Source organism: Cupriavidus sp. PET2-C1 (assembly GCF_054515855.1).
The window spans coordinates 847,318-862,566 of the sequence record NZ_JBTNRJ010000003.1 but is presented as its reverse complement, the minus strand read 5'-3'; the positions used below and the strand labels follow the sequence as shown (position 1 = coordinate 862,566).

Genomic DNA, 15,249 nt, shown 5'->3' with positions numbered 1-15,249 from the left:
TCGCTGGCACCAAAAGTAAGATAACAGACGGCCGATGCCCTCAGTTATCGACGTGAATCTTTTTGTTTTTGATCAGGTTCGACCAGCGTGTATCCTCCTCACGTAGGAACTGGGAGAACTGCGCCGGCGATTGTGATTGCGCCACCATTCCCCGGTTGCGCAAGTTTTCCAACACGAGCGGGTCCTGCAGAATAGCTTGAATCTCCTTTGCCAAATAATCCTTGATGGGCGCAGGCGTTTGTGCCGGCGCTACAATGCCGTACCAGAGTGCCACCTCGACCTGGGGCAGTCCCTGTTCGGAAAACGTCGGGATATCTGGATAACCCTCGATCCGTTTCGGCGACGTCACGCCAAGTATTTTGACCTTCCCCTGTTTGGCATATGTAACGGCGCGCTCCGCCGAGAGGAACATGAGATCGCCCTGTCCTCCGATCAGTTGCGTAAGCGCTTGGGCAGTTCCAGGATACGGGACGTGAAGTAGGCTAATATCCGCTGCCTGCTCCAATAGAGCGATTGCCGTGTGCGCGGTACTTCCAACGCCCCAGCTAAATGCAGAGATTGATCCTGGCTTTTCCTTCGCCAGTTTCACCAGTTCTGGAATCGTGTTAGCCTTCAGACTCGGCTTTGCTACTAAAGCAAAGGGCAGGACCCCGATGAACGACACTGCGTCAAAATCTTTTGCAGAGTAGCTAATTTTCTTGTACACAACCGGATTTAGTACATTTGTCTCCGGCAGGGCCAGCATAAGTGTATAGCCATCAGGCTTAGAACGAGCCGCAACAGTTGCGCCGAGTATCCCATTAGCGCCGGGCTTATTCTCAACCACCACAGGTTGATTAACCCGGATTGCCAGATTTTCGGCGATTAGTCTGGCGACTCCATCAGTATTACCTCCACCCGGCCAAGGAACGACAAGCTTGATCGGTCGCTGCGGATAATTATCCGGCTGCGCACATACCGGCAGAACGAACATTGCAGAAAAAAAGCCGAGCAGCAGCTTACGCAAATCCATCTTAACTCCTTGTTTTCTCGTCATGATCGCCAAATCTACATGCCTAAATCCCTCTTTGGATATGCCACTTTGTACAGAGACTCGAGACCGGTTGAATGAAAAATTATCGGTGCACCCTAATGATTAATTTGCTGCAGTGCGCTGTATTCTTTGGGGCACTTTTACTGTGAAATGGTGCAGCACGTGTCTTTCTGTGCTTGGAATTGGTGCGTGAACAACATACCGCGTTGCGCGTGCCGCCGTGGCCTGCGATCGACACGTCTGGAAGTGAGTCCGATTCTTTATCTATGCGAAGCTGCCGAGACGTGCCCTTCCCCTCCGCATCGACATCTTGAGTGTTTGCCTTATGCCTGCCCCCTTATGGAAGCCGCTTGCTCATTGGCGACGCCGCTTGTGTCAGTTGCCGCCCCACCCGCTGCATCCGCGGTAATCGAAAGTGCGCAGGCCACGAGCAAGGCATGATATACCGCTATGTGAAACTTGCGTCTGGCCTGCGGCGGACTGCTAGTAGTCAAGATTGCACTGCGTCATCCCCATGCCTCACTTAGTGGCAATGGGCTGAGCGTAACGCGGCCGCTGGCTGATCCCTCAATGCCCACGCCACATATCCCATCGAACGCGAGAAATAGCGAGAGCATTGAATACGCTTTCCCGTTAGCATGTTCGCTCGAAGAACAAGAGACCCTCCTGAACGCAACTGCATGACAGCCCAGAATCGTGTCGTAGTAATTGGCGGTGGGATCATTGGGGCGTCATGTGCGTGGCACGCCAGGACCAACGGCCTCAAGGTAACCCTCGTAGACCCTGGTGACGAACAAGCCAGAGCGAGCTATGGAAATGCAGGTGTGCTTGCCACATGCGAGTACTTGCCGGTCGGCACGCCGTCCTTGATCAAGGAGTTGCCGCGCATGCTGCTCGCGAAGGATAGCCCTTTGCAATTTCGCTGGCGCTATCTGCCGACTCTCACGCCATGGCTTCTGCGCTTTATACGAGCCAGCAACCCCGCGGCTGTCGACCGAGCGGGGCTTGCATTGAAATCGTTGCTGTCCGAGGCAGTTGCCGCTCACCATGAAATTGCCAACGCCGCAGGCGCCGGCAACCTCCTTCGTGCTAGCGGCTGGATCAAGGCTTACGAATCCGCCAACACCTATCGCGCCCTTGAGTCAGAGCGACGTTACCTGTCGAGGCTTGGTGTGAATATGACCGCGTTATCTATGGGTGATCTTGACACATTGCTACCGGGGCTGCGTGGGATCTTTACCCACGGAACGCTGTTCGATGATTGCATGCAGGTGACCAATCCTGGCGCGTACCTAGCCCGTATCACGACTGCATGCCAGGAAATGGGTGTGGAATTCGTCAAGGGCAAAGCACACTGCTTCGTCGTGGAGGGAGGGAAGGTCGCCGCAGTGCAAACCTCCGCCGGGCAGGTGTCTGGCGACACCTTCGTGATTGCTGCCGGGGCGTGGTCGGCGAGTCTAGCGCAAGAGGCTGGCCATAACGTGAGCCTCGATACCGAACGTGGCTATCACGCTATGCTCGAGGTCCCATGTGCGGATTTCTTGCATGCGCCCGTGTTCTGGCATGACAGATCCGCGGTACTGTCACAGCAGGACCATCGCCTACGCATTACCAGCAGTGTTGAATTCGCCGGCCTTGATGCACCGCCCAGATATGACGGCATTGATCGTGTCGTGCGATCCATCGGCCGCGCTGTACCTTCTCTGGCCGCACCCGTGCTGAGCAAATGGCTCGGCTTTCGGCCATCGACCCCAGACTCGCTCCCGGTGATTGGTCGTAGCGAGGTCCATGCCAACTGTTTCATGGCCTTCGGCCATGGCCATCTCGGACTAACGCTCGGCCCTATCACGGGCCGGCTGATTGCTGAAGCCATATTGGGTGCAGGCTGTTCGGTGAATCTACAGCCGTTCTCCCCAAATCGATTCGACGGAAACTAGGGAAGAACCTGTCACCTGCGCCAACTTGTACCACTTCCATATAAGAGAGTCGATAGCTCGCACGTCGGCATCGCATGCCGCGATTCCTGTCAAGACACAGACGCGACCCTCAGTGGATCTCTTTTAACAGCCTCCTGAAACCACCCACGCCTTCACCGAAGGAGGAACTGCAGATTCTCAAGTCATTCGCTAGGTACTTCAGCAGGTTCAGGGACGCCCGCTGTTCCCGATATGTCCCGGCCAGCAGGTGATGGACTTCGTCAACGATCAGCATGCGCGGCGCAACCTTTCGAAGAAGTTCGCGGGTCAGCTTCTCGAGCGCGGACAGACGAGCCGCAGCGTTGAATGGAGCCCCCAACTCGAAAAGCAGTGACGAATAGAATCGCTGCTGATCGGGTGTCGGTGGCATCTGCATGGCGACAATCTTGCGCATCTCAACGCCGTTCTGTTCGTCATACTCCGGCGGATGACGACGCTGAAACTTCGTGATGATCTGCGTCTTCCCGATGTTCGAGTCTCCGTGCAGCAACAGGCATGGCATCCGCTCCCGCTCAGGTGTCTGGAGAAGTCGTTCGAGAATCTCCAGCGTCTGCGTGGCACGCGGGTAATCTATCCATCGGTTACGGGCCAGTCCGCGAATTCTTACGTTGTCATCGCACTGTGCCAGTGCTCTTGCAGCAGGCAGCAGATGTGTGAGTAGCGCACCCATTACGGATCACCATTGCTCGACGTCGAACGCTGGCGCTGGCTTGCTATAGTCAATAGACGCCTCAGCAGGTCCCGATGCGCTGTCGCTATTCCAAACCGGAGCAGTCTCTTGCCGGAAGTTCCGTGGGACCAGATCCTTCAAGACAGTGCCACGACGGCTTGCGCCTAACGTTTGGCTTCTTGCGCGTGCAACGATGCGTCGCTGTTCATCGATGGCCGCAAACAGCATGGCCTCGCTGACATACGTCTGTCCCTGGGCACGCAGATGCCGTAGCGCACTGCGTTGCTCCCATAACGAAACGCGCCCTCGCCGCAAATCCGCAAAGGTCGCCTCGAGGTACTGCTTGCCATCAACGCTGACGAAGATTCTGGAGAGGTCTTCCGGGTGAAATCTTGTGATGACCTTCTGCTTGGTTGCCCGCCACGCAGCGAATATCGGGTGCCAGTACCGGATGTAGTACAGCGTGAGCCCGTCGGCCTGTATCGTTCGGTAGGTCATCGGCAGGAATTGGATCAGGAAGCGCAGAGCCTCGGACGGCGTGTCGGGAAGCAACCGCGGTGGCGTCACGCCGCCGAGTGTGGCCCACATGGAGTAGGGAGTGGCGCGATTTCCAGGAGCAGCCACCGCTCGAACTCGCGGATAGTCAAGGACGCCTCCCTTTCCGGCGGCTTTGCCTTGCGCCCCTTCGGCGACGATCCAGTCGATCCTGGCAGGCTGTGGACACGTTCCATGATGGTCCTCATCAAGCGTTCGATATGTCCCCCGAAGTACGGCCTTCCTGCCGGTCGGTACATCAGTTCCACACCATATTCTCGACACCCCGATCGCAATGCCCTGCTTTTGAATTCTGCCGCATTATCGAGGTGAAGTAGCTGTGGGATACCATGCATAGGCCAATCGACACTAACATCGAGGCTGGCGAGCCAGCCATCCTTTGGCAAGACAACGCGGGTCAATAGCAACGCGACCGTTGCCGCATTGGGGCGGTCCATCCCGACATATACGCCAACGACGCATCTTGTCGAAACGTCGAGGGCTATGCTTAGCCATGGCCGGCCAATGGGGCGTCGGCTCGCATCATCCACCAGCATCAAATCGGCTAGCGTGTGATCAATCTGCACAATATCCATCGGACAACGCGCCACCAGATGACCTGGTGGAATCTCAGAACCCGGCAGCGTTGCGAGCCGAAGGGCTTCTTCTTTCCGATGGGCCGCCCAGCGTCGCGAAATGGTAGATCTGCTTGGCGGACGAACACCTGATCCTGCGCAGCGCTTCCGGATTTCGACGTCAAGCTCGAAAAGCGGATGAGCGAGATGACGCTGCTGCGGCAGCCATTCGGTCAGGACCTCATTCACGATTTCCTCGACAGTCGCTGCTAGACGCGGCTTTCCCACTTTGGGACCTCTGTCATAAGGTATCAACGCGCTCGCCACAGGATCTGCGAGGAAGCGCCGGCGCAAGTGATAGACCGTCGCCCAATGGATTCCAAGCAATTTGCCAGCGTTCTCAGCATGCTCACGCGTGAGGGGAGCCCTCCCAAAGACCCTCGCAATCGCCAGTTCGCGCTTCGTTGCAATCCTCATGGCCGTGTTCAAGACCGTGGTCTTACACACATTAGGCGATTTACTGAACGGTCGACTCGGGCTTGCGGAATTAGTGGACGCGGCGCCCCAAAACGCGTTGCCTACGAACAACAGTGGTACACGTCACAACGCAGCAAAAATCGCTTATGGATCAATCAGTTAGATCGATGATCATTGGTGGATTTAGTGGTCATCGTTTGCCGAATTAATGGTCGGCAACAGCACCCGACGCAACTCAATCTAATCGCGGCGCAACGTGTCGTCGGGTCCCACAACGGTCGCTCCACGCTAGCGCTCCTGGCGAACAAGTCATTCGGCCGCGAGCACAAGTAACGCCTCGCGAACTGGCATCCGGCTCGACTGAAACCGCTTCGAAAGCGCATCCTGACGCAGCACTGTTCCGATCGGCAACTTCCCGGTCCGTATGTCTTCTCTCAACCGAGCTACAATTTCCGAACAGCGCTGCATATTGCGGGCGATTAGATGATCAGTCCATGTGCGGGTAGCGATAGTCCGCTGCAGGTACCCAGGTTTCCTTGATCGTCCTGGGCGACGTCCAACGCTGCAGGTTCAGTACCGAGCCCGCCTTATCATTGGTTCCACTGCGCCGTCCTCCTCCGAACGGCTGCTGCCCCACAACTGCGCCCGTCGGCTTGTCGTTGAAGTAGAAATTTCCTGCGCTGAACCGCAGGTGCTGGCTAGCCTCTTCCATTGCCTGGCGGTCATTAGCGAGGACCGCACCGGTAAGAGCATAGGGACTCGTACTATCTACTGTCGCCAGAATCTCCTTCCACGCGTTGTCCGGGTAGACCATCACCGAAAGCACTGGACCGAAGATTTCTTCGCGCATTGTTACCGCCTGCGGATCCTTGACTTCGATAACAGTTGGCGTGACGAAATAGCCGTAACTATCGTCGCACGTACCCCCGGCCAAGACGTTCTCGCCCGCCGAGCGAGCATTTTTGATATAGCCTGAAATTCGTTCGAAAGCTTTCTTGTCGATAACAGCGCCGATGAAGTTCTCCAGATCTTCAACATCACCCATATGCACGGTCGCCAATTCGTCGAGTAGTCGAGCCCTAACGCGCGGCCAAAGGGAGGCGGGAATATATGCGCGCGACGCAGCACTGCACTTCTGGCCTTGATATTCAAAGGCGCCCCGAAGGAGTGCGACGGCTACCGTCTCCGGATCGGCAGACGCATGCGCAAGCACAAAGTCTTTCCCACCAGTTTCCCCCACGAGTCGAGGATAGCCACGGTAGTCCGGCAGTCGTCGGGCTACTTGTTGCCACAGGGAATCAAACACCTCCGTAGAGCCAGTGAAGTGCAACCCCGCGAAGTCCGGCGAGGCGAGAACTGCCTCCGATACAGTCGCTGCTGATCCGGGTACAAAATTGATGACCCCAGGAGGCAGACCTGCAGCCTCAAGCAGTTCCAGAAACAAGTAGTTGCTCAGTGAAGCCGTGAACGCCGGCTTCCATACGACGGTATTGCCGAGCAGTGCTGGCGCCGTGGGCAAATTTCCCGCGATCGCAGTGAAGTTAAAAGGCGTCACGGCGTAAACGAAGCCCTCTAGCGGCCGATAGTCCATGGCATTGCGCATGCCCGGGCCGGAAATTGGTTGCTGCTGCAGCATGTCACGCGCGAACGAAACGTTGAATCGCAGGAAGTCGATCAGTTCACATGCCGAATCAATCTCGGCTTGAAATACCGTCTTGCTCTGCCCCAGCATCGTTGCGGCATTGAGCCTTTGTCGCCAAGGTCCAGCGAGCATGTCTGCCGCACGCAAGAAAACCGCGGCACGCGCCTCAAAAGGCATCGCGGCCCAGTCACGCTGCGCACACACAGCGGCGGAGATCGCCCGGCTTACTTCCTCGGCACCGGCTTGACTGACCAAAGCGATCTGGCGCCGGTGATCATGGGGTGCATGCAGTGACTGCTTGCGGCTACCGTTATACCGCTTCCCGTTGATGACAAGCGGGATGTCTTCAACCACACCGCTGCGCTCCTTGAGGGCAGCGGTGATAGCTGCACGCTCGCGAGAGGAAGGGCCATAACTGAGAACGGGTTCGTTCTGTGGAAGGTCGTACGTCATAAAGATTCCTGTTTGGATGGACAGAATTGTGATGCGGCTATTTGGGTTTCTAATCTCGCCTTAATCGACTCGGTATCGATCCAGTTCAACGGATGTAAGTGGCCGACAGAGGTGATCACCTGGCTGACCTGAACAGCCGCGCCGCCATTCCGACCAGTCCTTGCCGAAAAGTCAGAACACATACGATGAAGATCAGGCCAGTAACCATGGGCACAGATTCACCCAGCGTCTCAAACCAAGTACAACCCGTCGAACTGGCCAGGAACGCGCCGACATCCCCCAACTTGTTTTCGATCGCAACGATCACGACAGCCCCGACAATTGGACCGGTTAGGGTCCCGAGTCCCCCCACGAGCGTCATCAAAATGACCGCCCCCGACATAGTCCAATGCACGTCCGTAAGAGTTGCGAAACCGAGCACCAGGGCTTTAAGCGTTCCCGCGAGTGCAGATAGACCGGCTGAGATCACAAATGCAATGAGCTTGAATCTGTCGGTGTCATAGCCAAGGGAGATTGCCCGCGGCTCGTTCTCCTTGATCGCTCGCAGCACTTGACCGAAAGGCGAATGAACGGTTCGAACGACTAGAGCGAAAGCCGCCACAAGTATCGCGATAGCGAAGTAGTAGAGCGCCAAATCGCTGTCGAGCGAGAATGTGCCAAATAGCTTGCCTCGCGGGATACCTTGCAAGCCGTCCTCTCCTCCGGTAAACGGCGCCTGGAGAAAGATGAAGTACAGCATTTGAGCCAGAGCGAGCGTGATCATCGCAAAGTAGATGCCTTGTTTACGAATCGCCAGCGACCCCACCACATAGCCTAGTGCCGCCCCTGCTGCCGCCCCCAGTAAAAGACCGAGCTCCGGCGGTAGGCCCCACGCCTTCATTGCATAACCGGCCGCGTATCCGGCGCCACCGAAGAACGCTGCATGCCCGAATGACAGCAGCCCTGTGAAGCCGATCAGCAAGTTAAACGCACAGGCGAACAATGCGAAGCAAAGAACCTTGAGCACCAGTACTGGATATGCGCCGTAAAAAGGTGCTAAGGTCAACGCCGCAAGCACAACCAGAAATGCGATGGCCCGCCCCTTCCATTTATATCCTTCAGCCTCCAATGATCCTGCCGAAGAATGCCTTACCTCGATCACTTGTCCTGTAGGTTCATTCATTATTTGTCTCTCCCAAACAGTCCGGCAGGACGAAGTAGCAATACGATTACCATGATGAAAAAGACGACGGTGGACGACGCTTGGGGGTAGAACACCTTTGTTAGACCTTCGATGACACCGAGCGCCAGGCCCGTGACGATCGACCCCATTATCGACCCCATGCCGCCGATCACTACCACGGCGAACACGACGATGATCAGGTTCTGCCCCATCAGCGGCGATACCTGGATCACCGGGGCGGCTAGCACGCCTGCAAATGCGGCCAGCGCCACGCCGAAGCCATAGGTCAGCGTGACCATCAGCGGCACATTGACGCCAAAGGCTTCCACGATCTTGGGGTTCTCGGTGCCCGCGCGCAGGTAGGCGCCGAGCTTGGTCTTCTCGATCGTGAACCACGTGGCCACGCAGACCACGACGGACGCCACCACCACCCAGGCGCGATAGTTCGGCAGCACCATGAAGCCGAGGTCCGTGGCGCCCTGCAGCGCGTCGGGCGGCGAATAGGGCAGGCCGGAGACGCCGTAGGCCGAGCGCATCACGCCTTCGATCACCAGCGTGATGCCCAGCGTCAGCAGCAGGCCGTAGATGTGGTCGAGCTTGTAGATGAAGCGCAGCATCGACTTTTCGATCGCCACGCCGATCACTGCCACCACAAGCGGCGACAGCACCAGCATGACCCAGTAGCTTAGGCCGGCGTATTCCATGCCGGCCCACGCCAGCACGGCACCGAGCATAAACAGCGCGCCGTGCGCGAAGTTGATCACGTTGAGCAGGCCGAAGATCACGGCCAGGCCCAGGCTCAGCATCGCGTAGAACGCACCGTTGACGAGCCCCAGCAGCAACTGGGACAGCAGCGCCGGCAGGGGGATTCCAATATCGAAGTTCATGTGAAGCGGGTTCCCTCGTTGTGCCGGCCTATACGCCAAGCAGTTCGTTCAGCACCGGCATCTTGGCCTGCAGCTCGGCGGCGGCAAAGCGCTCGACGATGGCGCCGTGCTCCATCACGTAGAAGCGGTCGGCCAGCGGCGCGGCGAAGCGGAAGTTCTGCTCCACCATCACCACGGTGTAGCCCTTCTTCTTGAGCATCAGGATCATGCGTGCCAGCGCCTGCACGATCACCGGCGCCAGCCCCTCCGAAATCTCGTCGAGCAGTAGCAGGTTCGCGCCGGTGCGCAGGATGCGGCCCACGGCCAGCATCTGTTGTTCGCCGCCAGAGAGCCGCGTGCCCTGGCTCTGCTTGCGCTCGCGCAGGTTCGGGAACATGTCGTAGATCTCGGCCTCGCTCATGCCCGGCGTGTCGCCACCCTTGGCGCCCTTCAGCACCGGCGGCAGCAGCAGGTTCTCTTCGCACGACAGGCTGGAGAAGATCGCCCGCTCTTCCGGGCAGTAGCCGATGCCGTAGTGCGCGATCTTGTGCGTGGGCAGGCCGATGGTCTCGTTGCCGTTGATCCTGATCGATCCCTTGCGCGCGCCGGTCAGACCCATGATCGCGCGCATCGTGGTGGTGCGCCCGGCGCCGTTGCGGCCCAGCAGCGTGACCACCTCGCCGCGATTCACGGTCAGGTCCACGCCGTGCAGGATGTGCGACTCGCCGTACCAGGCGTGCAGGTCCTTGATTTCCAGTGCAGGTGTGTTCGCGGTCATCAGTGCGCTCCCTGCAGTTCGGCGTCGGCGGTGCCCATGTAGGCTTCCATCACGCGCGGGTCTTTCGACACTTCGGCGTACGGGCCTTCGGCCAGGATGGCGCCGCGCTGCAGCACCGTGATCTTGTCGGCGATCGACGAGACCACGTTCATGTTGTGCTCGACCATCAGGATGGTGCGGCCGGCCGACACCTTCTTGATCAACTGCGTCACGCGGTCCACGTCTTCGTGACCCATGCCCTGCGTGGGTTCGTCCAGCAGCATCAGCTCGGGCTCCACCGCTAATGTCGTGGCAATTTCAAGAGCTCGCTTTCGACCATAAGATAGATTTACTGTCGCGGTTTCAGCGAACTCCGCGAGCCCCACTTCTTCGAGTAGTTCAATCGCTCGACGATCTAGTACCTTCAGGGTCTTTTCGCTTCGCCAAAAGTGATAGGAGGTGCCAAGCTTTCGCTGTAGCGCAATGCGCACGTTCTCGAGCACGCTCATGTGGGGGAAAACCGCCGAGATCTGAAACGATCGGATGATTCCTCGTCGGGCAATCTGAGCCGGCTTGTCCCTTGTAATATCCACACCATCAAAGAGAATGGTCCCTGCCGATGGCTCGAGGAACTTCGTGAGCAAGTTGAAACAAGTCGACTTGCCTGCGCCGTTCGGCCCGATCAGGGCATGGATGCTTCCCTTCCGGACGCATAGATTCACGCCATCAACCGCGCAAAAGCCATTGAAGCGCTTTGTCAGCCCCTCAACCTCCAAAACATTCGACGACATTGACGTACCTGATATGTTTTCCGGCCATCCACCTTCTGGCGGCCATGACGGCAGAGCCGCGTTCGCGACCCTGCTACCTGCTTATCGCTGCTTACGGGACGGGCCGAGATAGTTTCGGGCGTAGTCGGGGGTTGTGATCCCGGGCTTTAACCGGGCATCGTCCTGGACATCCCCTGGCACGATGCTTAGGGGAATCACGCCTGCCCAAGCTTCTAGTTCGTAGTCGGATTCGACATCCTTCACCCCGATATCGCGGACTTTGGCGGAAACCTCCTCGAGAGGAAACTTCAGGACCAGGGTTGCTCCTATCTCGCTATCCTTGTGCTGACGCACGCGGTGCCCAGGCAGAACATCGTCGATGACGGCGTAGAGCAACTTGGCCTTCTCCTCCGGATCGTCGACGACGACTCCCTTGCCGAAGATCACCACGGATCTGTAATCGACGCTGCATCCGAAACCGGACCGCCCAGCGACGATGCCGTCCACATGGGTAATGGAGATGCATGCGGGCACACCTTGCGCCAGCGTTGTCAACATGCGATTCTGAGGACTACCGTGCAGGTAGACGTTCTCGTCCACACGAAGAATCGTGGTTGGAATGATCCGTGGTGCACCGTCCGCCACGAAGGCGACGTGGCACACCAACGCTTCATCAATGATCGAGTGCACGAGTTCTCGGTCATAGTGTCCGCGCTCCGGACGCCGGTGGATGTGGGTATTCTCGGTTACCTGATAATCTGACACGGCACTTACCTCAAGCTTCAGCCTTTTGCGGCCCTTTGATCAGGTCATCACCTTCATAGGCGTTCCGCTTGCCAGAGTATTGGCCTGTGCTGTACTCGAGGAGTTGCTCATACAGTGCGGTCGGCACAGTCACACCCTCAACCGCGGTGCGCTTGCGCGCCTCATATCGGCGGTCGGAAGGCAAGCGCGTACCCTTTTGCTCAAGGATCTTGGTAAACAGGCGTTCACCATGTGCGAGTTGAGCGGCACGGTCGCCGTTTTGAAGGCAGCGAACTGGGTCGATGGCAATGATAAGTTCGCCGCCACAAGGCGCGCCGGTGTTTGCCACGTCCTTTTCCCCGGCTTCAAAGCTAAGCAGATCACCAACAAGCGGACCTGCTAGCAGTTCGACCATCATGGCGATCGCTGCACCCTTGACTCCCCCGAATGGCAACTGGGCGCCGGCGAGTGCAGTTGCGGGATCGGTTGTCGGTTGTCCGTCCGGACCAACCGCCCAGCCTTCCTCCAACTGTCGGCCGTCACGCAGCCGCACCTGAATCTCGCCGCGAGCGCTCGCGCTCGAAGCTTGGTCGAAAACGACCGGCGGGTGATTTGCGCGCGGCCACGAGAAGGCCATCGGATTTGTGCCATAGAGCGGCTTGGTACCACCTGCGGGCGCGACGTACGGACTGGCGGCGACAAAGGCGAACCCGACAAGGCCTTGGTCTGCGAGTCGCTCTACCTCCGGCCAGAGCGCCGACACGCTCAACGCGTTGTTGATTGCCACGGCAGCAATGCCGGTCTCTTTGGCGAGCTCCGCGAGGGGCGCGTCGGCGACTTCCAGTGCAAGCGGCGAGAAGCCATAGTGCGCGTCGACTTTGATCACCGCCGGCGCCAGCCTGGATACCGTGGGCTCAGCATCGCCCGACGCTTGCCCTGCGCGGAATGCGTTGACATAGAACGGGATGCGGAACAGTCCATGGTGACGGCATTCATCTCGCTCCGCTGCGGTCACGGTATTGGCGATAGCCGTCGCATGGCGTTCATTGAAGCCTTGCGCGAGAAGCAGACGTTTTGCAAGCGCGTGGACTTCTTCAAGCTTCAACTGGATATCGTAGTGCACAACTATTCTCCTGGATCGGATAGGTGGAAAGATGTTCTGGTGTCTCGATTACTTGCGCGCGAGAGGACATGCGCTCTCCGAGAGAGGCTGGAATGCCTCCTTGGCCGGCACCGTTTCGATGACCTTGTAGTAATCCCAAGGGGCTTTAGATTCAGTGGGCTTCTTGACTTCAACGAGGTACATGTCGTGCATCACCTGGCCGTCTTGACGGATCCAGCCGTTGTCGGTGTACATGTCCTTAATGGGAAGCTCGCGCATCTTCTCCGCCACCACTGCTGCGTCGTCGGTCTTCGCCGCTTCGATAGCCTTCAGGTAATGACGCACTGCGGAGTACACACCCGCCTGAGTCATGGTCGGCATCGCCTTGCGGCGTTCGAAGAACTTGTGCGACCACGCACGGGTAGCCTCATTGCGATCCCAGTAAAAAGCCGTCAGAAACTGAAGACCCTGTGCACTCTTCAGCCCCATACTGTTCACGTCAGTGATGAACACGGCAGGCGCAGCCAAGGACTGTTTGCGCGTGATGCCGAATTCAGCGGCTTGCTTCACGGTGGAGGCCATGTCGCTACCTGCACTCGCAGACACGACCACCTTGGCCCCGGAGTTTTGGGCCTGAATTAGGTAAGAACTCAGGTCAGGCGAATTGAGAGGAAATTTCACCTCCCCAAGAACTTTGCCTCCAGCGTCAGTGACTGTCTTGCGGATGTCTGCGGCAAACGCATGGCCGAATGCGTAATCAACAGTCATCAGGTACCAGCTGTCATATCCTCGCTTGGTGAGCATCTTCGCCAGGCCGTGGCCATTGCTGTACGAGTTGTAGACCCACTGAGTTGAGTACGGAGAGCAAGCCTTGCCAGTGAATTCGCTCGAAGCCGCAGCAACGAGGGTGATCTTCTTACGCTCGGCGGCAAGTCCCTGCACCGCCAGGCCGACGCTGGAGTTAGAAAAGTCTGCGATCGCATCTACGCCGTCGCGGTCGAACCACTGGCGGGCTTTCGTTGCGCCAACATCAGCTTTGTTCTGATGGTCCCCCACGACCAGTTCGACCTTACTGCCAGCAACCTTCCCTCCAAACTCCTCGATGGCGAGCCGAGCCGCTTCAACGGAGCCTCTGCCAGCCAAGTCGGAGTACGGGCCGGATTGATCATTGAGAATGCCGATCTTGATGACGCCGTCGGAAATTTGTGCATGTGCACTAAACGAAACCAACGCCACCGGCACGGTTGCCAGAAGATTGCGTGCTAGGAGCTTTACGGCCTGCTGGATTCTCGACATGATGGATTCCTTGAACGTGTAGCAAGAGAAATTGCGCGGTATGCAAATCAGATTGCATGGTACACACTATTGCCTACTGCGAAATGTTTTTTCGTCCAAAACAACATTTCGTGCGCGAATGTTGTCGAAGTGGGCGATCAAGGAAAGGCTAAACGGTGAAATTTTTCAGCGGTTTCGTTAGATCTCCTGGAAGATTTCTCTCCATTTCGTCGAGTTCACGCCATAATTAATCAGCCTTCGTGGTTTTCCCTAATCTTGAGCCCGAGTCAAGGGTGACTCACCAGTCGAGGCGCAGACGCCTTTCTTGTGCATTACATGTACAATTTTGTGCATGACATGCACCTTTTTGATACTTCCCTATGAACGTTGAGCAACGCGTCGAAGCGGTCTCGCGGCAGCTTGGAAGGCGCATTCGAGCCGCCCGGAAGGCTAAGGAGTTCACACTGGACGCTCTGAGCGAACAGACGGCTCTGTCCGCGGGGTTTCTGTCGCGCTTAGAGCGCGGCGAGACCAACGCGTCAATCTCCAATTTGATTGTGATTGCGGACAGACTCGGCATTCCGCTTCGCGACTTTTTCGAGGGCTCCGGCGAGGAAGCGCAGCCCGATTTCGTTGTGAGTCGAGCAAGCGATAGGAGTCGTGGCGCGCCCATGGAAGGCAAGGGGTACACATATCGACTGACAAGCGGTACCTTGCCCGCCCAACAGATGAGCGCCTTTGAGTTGAGCTATATGCCCGGCGAGTCGCTACCCAACGAAGCGCTCGTTCACAAGGGGGAGGAGGTTCTGTATTTGTTGGAGGGACGGCTCGAATTTGAAATTAATGGTCACGTCGCCGTCCTGGAGCCTGGTGATTGCGTGCACTTCAACTGCGAAAAACCCCACCGGGGAAAAAACGTGGGCGAGTCAGTGGCAAAGCTCCTGATGGTTGTAACACCCGTCGATTCCTTAGCTAGCTAGAATCCAGACCGCCTAACATGTCGGAATTCCTCCCGCGGCGCATTGGCTGTTAGCCCTCCGTCGGCAGGAATGCAGATGTTCAACTGCTGGTGTGTGCTCTGGCTTGCCTGCACGAGCGGAGCATCGTCGTCCGGAACGATAGGGCGTACACGAGAACAAGGAACAAGGAACAAGGAACAAGGAACAAGGAACAAGGAACAAGGAACAAGGAACAAGGAACAAGGCATGATGAT

General features: G+C 57.5%; 15 protein-coding genes. 2 read left to right on the top strand and 13 right to left on the bottom strand.

Annotated features, from left to right (window positions below):
• Positions 1-40: 40 nt before the first annotated feature.
• On the bottom strand, positions 41-1,012 hold the full coding sequence (locus ACX12D_RS37710; RefSeq protein ID WP_459376901.1) for a Bug family tripartite tricarboxylate transporter substrate binding protein: 972 nt from the start codon (positions 1,010-1,012) through the stop codon (positions 41-43).
• 659 nt (positions 1,013-1,671) lie between these two features.
• Between ACX12D_RS37710 and ACX12D_RS37705 the strand changes: the two genes are divergently transcribed.
• Positions 1,672-2,970 (top strand): NAD(P)/FAD-dependent oxidoreductase, encoded by a 1,299-nt coding sequence (locus ACX12D_RS37705; protein WP_459376900.1) that lies wholly within the window; start codon positions 1,672-1,674, stop codon positions 2,968-2,970.
• Between the two features lie 109 nt (positions 2,971-3,079).
• Here ACX12D_RS37705 and ACX12D_RS37700 read toward each other — a convergent pair whose 3' ends face one another.
• The 12 genes from ACX12D_RS37700 to ACX12D_RS37645 form a co-directional block, all read right to left on the bottom strand.
• The gene (locus tag ACX12D_RS37700; RefSeq protein ID WP_459376899.1) at positions 3,080-3,679 is read right to left on the bottom strand and encodes a TniB family NTP-binding protein; all 600 of its coding nucleotides are present in this window, start codon (positions 3,677-3,679) and stop codon (positions 3,080-3,082) included.
• 6 nt (positions 3,680-3,685) lie between these two features.
• Positions 3,686-4,267 carry a Mu transposase C-terminal domain-containing protein gene (locus tag ACX12D_RS37695; protein WP_459376898.1) on the bottom strand — a complete coding sequence of 194 codons (582 nt, stop codon included), beginning with the start codon at positions 4,265-4,267 and terminating at the stop codon, positions 3,686-3,688.
• A complete protein-coding gene (locus ACX12D_RS37690) occupies positions 4,243-5,037 on the bottom strand; it encodes an integrase catalytic domain-containing protein (RefSeq protein ID WP_459376897.1) in 795 nt (264 codons plus the stop codon). The genes ACX12D_RS37695 and ACX12D_RS37690 overlap by 25 nt, the downstream gene beginning before the upstream one ends.
• Before the next feature lie 537 nt (positions 5,038-5,574).
• On the bottom strand, positions 5,575-5,733 hold the full coding sequence (locus tag ACX12D_RS37685; protein WP_459376896.1) for a GntR family transcriptional regulator: 159 nt from the start codon (positions 5,731-5,733) through the stop codon (positions 5,575-5,577).
• Between the two features lie 19 nt (positions 5,734-5,752).
• Positions 5,753-7,360 carry an L-glutamate gamma-semialdehyde dehydrogenase gene (gene pruA, locus ACX12D_RS37680; RefSeq protein ID WP_459376895.1) on the bottom strand — a complete coding sequence of 536 codons (1,608 nt, stop codon included), beginning with the start codon at positions 7,358-7,360 and terminating at the stop codon, positions 5,753-5,755.
• Between the two features lie 115 nt (positions 7,361-7,475).
• Entirely contained in the window at positions 7,476-8,522 is a 1,047-nt protein-coding gene (locus tag ACX12D_RS37675; RefSeq protein ID WP_459376894.1) for a branched-chain amino acid ABC transporter permease, read from the bottom strand.
• Positions 8,522-9,409, bottom strand: coding sequence for a branched-chain amino acid ABC transporter permease (locus ACX12D_RS37670; RefSeq protein WP_459376893.1), 888 nt, complete (start codon positions 9,407-9,409; stop codon positions 8,522-8,524). The genes ACX12D_RS37675 and ACX12D_RS37670 overlap by 1 nt, the downstream gene beginning before the upstream one ends.
• A gap of 28 nt (positions 9,410-9,437) precedes the next feature.
• On the bottom strand, positions 9,438-10,169 hold the full coding sequence (locus tag ACX12D_RS37665; RefSeq protein ID WP_459377443.1) for an ABC transporter ATP-binding protein: 732 nt from the start codon (positions 10,167-10,169) through the stop codon (positions 9,438-9,440).
• The gene (locus tag ACX12D_RS37660) at positions 10,166-10,936 is read right to left on the bottom strand and encodes an ABC transporter ATP-binding protein (protein WP_459376892.1); all 771 of its coding nucleotides are present in this window, start codon (positions 10,934-10,936) and stop codon (positions 10,166-10,168) included. Before ACX12D_RS37660 ends, ACX12D_RS37665 begins: the two co-directional genes overlap by 4 nt.
• 81 nt (positions 10,937-11,017) lie before the next feature.
• Positions 11,018-11,680, bottom strand: coding sequence for a pyridoxamine 5'-phosphate oxidase family protein (locus tag ACX12D_RS37655; protein ID WP_459376891.1), 663 nt, complete (start codon positions 11,678-11,680; stop codon positions 11,018-11,020).
• A 10-nt stretch (positions 11,681-11,690) separates the two neighbouring features.
• Positions 11,691-12,782 carry an Ldh family oxidoreductase gene (locus ACX12D_RS37650; RefSeq protein ID WP_459376890.1) on the bottom strand — a complete coding sequence of 364 codons (1,092 nt, stop codon included), beginning with the start codon at positions 12,780-12,782 and terminating at the stop codon, positions 11,691-11,693.
• A 48-nt stretch (positions 12,783-12,830) separates the two neighbouring features.
• Complete coding sequence (locus ACX12D_RS37645) at positions 12,831-14,057, bottom strand: ABC transporter substrate-binding protein (RefSeq protein WP_459376889.1); 1,227 nt, start codon at positions 14,055-14,057, stop codon at positions 12,831-12,833.
• Between the two features lie 359 nt (positions 14,058-14,416).
• On the opposite strand from ACX12D_RS37645, the gene ACX12D_RS37640 reads away from it, so the two are divergent.
• Positions 14,417-15,016, top strand: a complete 600-nt coding sequence (locus tag ACX12D_RS37640) for a helix-turn-helix domain-containing protein (protein ID WP_459376888.1) — start codon at positions 14,417-14,419, stop codon at positions 15,014-15,016.
• Positions 15,017-15,249: the final 233 nt, after the last annotated feature.